3 protein-coding genes are annotated in these 4,295 nt (G+C 37.8%); all 3 read right to left on the bottom strand.

The genetic code is table 11. The features are described 5' to 3' along the window. Nucleotides 1-298 precede the first annotated feature (298 nt). Nucleotides 299-1,249 carry a thioredoxin-disulfide reductase gene (trxB, locus tag AC3AX0_RS08200; protein WP_487549811.1) on the bottom strand — a complete coding sequence of 317 codons (951 nt, stop codon included), beginning with the start codon at nt 1,247-1,249 and terminating at the stop codon, nt 299-301. Between the two features lie 136 nt (nt 1,250-1,385). After that, the gene (locus tag AC3AX0_RS08195; protein ID WP_487549810.1) at nt 1,386-3,026 is read right to left on the bottom strand and encodes a Na/Pi cotransporter family protein; all 1,641 of its coding nucleotides are present in this window, start codon (nt 3,024-3,026) and stop codon (nt 1,386-1,388) included. 25 nt (nt 3,027-3,051) lie between these two features. Beyond that, nucleotides 3,052-4,295 (bottom strand): Na/Pi cotransporter family protein (locus AC3AX0_RS08190; RefSeq protein ID WP_487549809.1); only part of this gene is annotated, 1,244 nt, incomplete at its 5' end.

Below are 4,295 nucleotides of genomic sequence, written 5' to 3'. Positions count from 1 at the left end.
CTACCGGTTCTGCTGGTTCTGTTGGTTCTGTTGGTTCAGTTGGTTCTGTTGGTTCTACCGGATCTTCCTTTGGTGTACATCCTGTGAAAGCTAAAGTTAAAACCATTGCTAATACTAAAAACAACGCTAAAAATCTTTTTTTCATATTTTCCTCCTTAGAAATAGTTTCCTTATATAAATTATATTGCAATTCAGTTTTATTAACAAGGTTTTTTAGGAGAAACACGAACTTCAAAAAGTTAAGAAAACGTAAAGAGTTTGTAATACTCTTTACGTTTTCTTAATAAATATTTTATTATCAGCATCCAAATTCTTTGCATTCTATGTATCTTTCAGCCGAAACCGCAGCTATAGCACCATCTGCAGTTGCAGTAACAACCTGTCTCAACATCTTGTCCCTTACATCTCCTGCCACAAACACTCCTGGAATATTTGTTTCCATAGTTTCATTAGCAAGAAGGTAATTATCCTTCATATCAAGTTTGCCTTCAAAGAGTTCCGTAATTGGGTTATATCCTATGAATACAAATATTCCGAATATACCGTCATTCTCATCAGCCTTTATTTCTGTAACCTCTCCAGTTTTGCGATTTTTTATAACCATAGCGTTTACAAGACCGGTTCCCTTTACTTCTTCAACCTGTGAATCCCAGATGAAATCTATCTTTTCATTTTCAAATGCCTTTTCCTGTATGGACTTTGCTGCTCTTAGCTCATCCCTTCTATGAATGATATGGACTTTTTTTGCAAACCTAGTAAGGAAAATAGCTTCCTCAACAGCAGAATCCCCACCACCTACTACATAAACATCAAATCCCTCAAAGAAAGCTCCGTCACATGTTGCACAGTAGGATACACCTTTGCCTATAAAGTCAAGTTCTCCCGGGCATCCCATAAGCTTGGGTTTTGCTCCCGTTGCCACAATTACAGCCTTTGCCCGGTATTCTCCGTTGAGCCCTTTCAATACCTTTATATCAGATTCAAGGTCCACTTCAATAATCGTATCATTTAACCTGTTAGTCAGAAACTTATCCACCTGTTCAACCATCCTCTGTGCAAGAGACATGCCCGTATCTCCATCCAATGCACCTGGGTAGTTTTCAACTTCTTCAGTCTGTATGATAAGACCGCCTTCTTTTTCTTTTTCTATCATCAGTGTATCAAGTCTTGCTCTTCCTGAATAAAGTCCTGCAGCAAGACCAGCAGGTCCACCACCAAGAATGATAACGTCATAAATTTTTTCTTCCATAACAGTTCTCCTTTTGTCATAACATGAAAATCTTCATGTTAAATTATTAATCGTTGCGGATGGTATTTGCATACCCCCCACCCCTATATTATACTACGCTTGTCAAGCTTTAAATATCATTAATAATAATTATTGTTTAATTGTCTTCTACTACCTCAGATTCTATAATATCCCTATTTAAAACTTCTATGATTAATCCTGCAATATTTGCAGCATGGTCTCCTACTCTTTCCAGGTTGCTTATAGTATCAAGGAATACTATACCAGTCTGGGTAACACAGGACCCTTCATTAAGTCTCTTGATATGACTCTTTCTATACTTTTTCTCCATAACATTTATTTTCTTTTCCTTTTCAAAGACCTTCATTCCTAGCTCACTCTCACCCGTCTTGTATGTCAATATTGAAAGCTTGTATGAATCGATTGTAATTTCAAACATTTCTTGAAGTTCATCCCTGGCCATGTCTGAAAACATTGACTTGTTTTCAATCTTCAAAAGAGCCAACTCCGCAATATTGTCAGCATGATCTCCGACCCTCTCAACATCATTTATTGTATTCATCAACGTTGCTATTTTGTCTCTCTGCTTACCTGTCAGTGAAAGTTTCGAAAGATTAACCATGTAGTCAAGGAGCTGTTTTTCCACTGCATTAACATTCTTTTCCTTTTCGAAAATGGAATACACTAAGTCTTCATCATTGTTCATTATTGCAGTTCTAGCATTAAGGAGCTGCTGCTCCACCATCTTAGCCATTCTCAACACATCTTTCGAAACCTGTACTATGGCTACTGAAGGTGTTGCAAAAAGTCTTTCATCAACATATTTGAGGTTCCCTTCCCTTTCTCCGTCATCTCCCTTGATGAGTTTCTCCGCTATCATTACAATCCAGTTGGCAAAAGGAAGCATGACGATTACAGATATTATATTAAACAGTGTATGTGCATTGGCTATCTGTCTTTCTATATTGTCCGGTGAAATAATTCCAACCAGATACTGCACCGGTATTCTCAGGAATATGAGGAATATTAAAGTACCTAATACATTAAATATAAGGTGCATAAGCGCAGCCCTCTTGGCAGTCTTGTTGGCACCAATACCAGCAAGCATAGCCGTAACACAGGTACCTATGTTTTCTCCAAAAAGTATGGGATAAGCCATATCTATAGTCATAAGACCACTTCCAGCAATAGCAATCAAAAGTCCTGTAGTTGCAGATGAACTCTGGAGCACGGCAGTTATAATAAATCCAGTGAATATACCTACAATAGGGTTATTAAAGCTTGTTATGGCAGTCTTGAAAGCATCAAGCTCTTTCAAGGGAGTAATTGCTTCCTTCATCATATCCATACCCAGGAAAAGCAACCCGAATCCAATGAATATCCCAGCAGTTTCCTTAACTTTTTTCTTTTTTGAACCGAACCAGAAAGCAACACCGATTCCCAATACCAGTGGTGCAATATCTGTTAGCTTGAATGCTACCAGCTGTGCAGTTACCGTGGTACCGATATTTGCTCCCATGATAATTCCAATGGCCTGTGTCAGATTCATAAGGCCTGCGTTTACAAAACCAACTGTCATAACTGTTGTAGCTGAAGAACTCTGAATAACCATTGTTACCAATGCTCCAACAGCTACACCTATAATCCTGTTTTTTGTAAGTGCCGCCAATATGTTCTTCATCCTTGAACCAGCTGATTTTTGAAGCGCATTACCCATATAGGTCATGCCAAACAAAAACAGTCCCAGTCCTCCTATTAATCCAAATGCTATGCTCATTAATCCTCCTAGTGTTTAAATAGCTTTAAACAGTGAATCTTAATACTGATTCAGTGATATTTTTTGAATGATTTCCAATTCTTTCCAAATTACTCAATGTGTCCAGGAATACAATCTCTGTATGAGTATTGTATTCCGGTTTTTTAATCCTCTTTATATGGTTTGACAAATACACCTCTCCCAGTTTCTTTATCTCCTTATCCAGCGCTTGAATTTCCATACTGAATTCCATGGTTTCAGATTCAAATACATGTCTTGAAAGGGTATATATTTTTGTAACCTTGTCAAACAGTTCCTTTATCTCCTCTTTTGCCGTTTCTGAAAAATCCAGCCTGTTCCTATTGTTTATCATGCTCATTTCAACCAGGTTTTCAGCCAGGTCTCCTATTCTTTCAACATCCGTAATGGTTCTTGCAAGAAGGGCTACCTTGTCAATCTGGTCTTCATTTAGTGTTTTGCTTGTAAGTGCTACTGTGTATTCTACTAGAGAGGTTTCAAGCTTGTTTACAACTTCCTCAGTCTCAAATACATCGTTGCTCAATTTCCTATCAAACTCAAGAAAAATTTTTTTAGAGTTTATGAGCTGCTGATTAACTATATTGAACATTCTTAAAATTTCCTTCTTTATCTGTCCAATTGCAATGTCGGGAGTTGCAAGAAGCCGGTTGTCCACAAATTTAAGGTCTCCCCTTTGTTTCTCGTCTTCTCCCTTGATAATCTTATGGGACAATTCAACTATCCTTGATGAAAATGGATAGACGGCTATGACCGTTATTATGTTAAAGAGAGTGTGAGCATTTGCGATTTGCCTTTCCACCTTCAAGGGAGAAATATACTCCACAAGTGTCTGGACAGGGAATCTGAGATATATCAAAAATGCAAGTGCTCCCAGTATTTTTATTACTATATGTATTACAGCAGCTCTTTTTGCAGTCTTGTTTGTTCCAAGACTTGATAGAAGCGCCGTTACACAGGTTCCTATATTGGATCCCAGAATTACAGGGAATGCCATTTCAATGGTCAATAGACCACTCCCAGCAACTGCAATTAGAAGACCCGTCGTAGCAGCAGAGCTTTGAAGCACAGCTGTTATTGCAAGTCCTGTCATAAGACCTATTATAGGATTATTGAAGTTGACTATTGCTTCAATAAACACCTGTGAATCCTTCAATGGTTTTATTGCATCCTTCATGAGTCCCATTCCCAGGAAGAGAATACCGAAACCTATGAATATATTTGATATATTTTTTGTACTTTTGTTTTTAGCCA

This window comes from Dethiosulfatibacter sp. (assembly GCF_983023055.1).
Note: the sequence above shows the minus strand (reverse complement) of the source record. Positions and strands in the feature narration are given on the sequence as shown.

Coding starts and splice junctions, on each gene's coding strand:
- trxB (WP_487549811.1), bottom strand. CDS start 1,249: ATGGAAGAAAAAATTTATGACGTTATCATTCTTGGTGGTGGACCTGCT.
- AC3AX0_RS08195 (WP_487549810.1), bottom strand. CDS start 3,026: ATGAGCATAGCATTTGGATTAATAGGAGGACTGGGACTGTTTTTGTTT.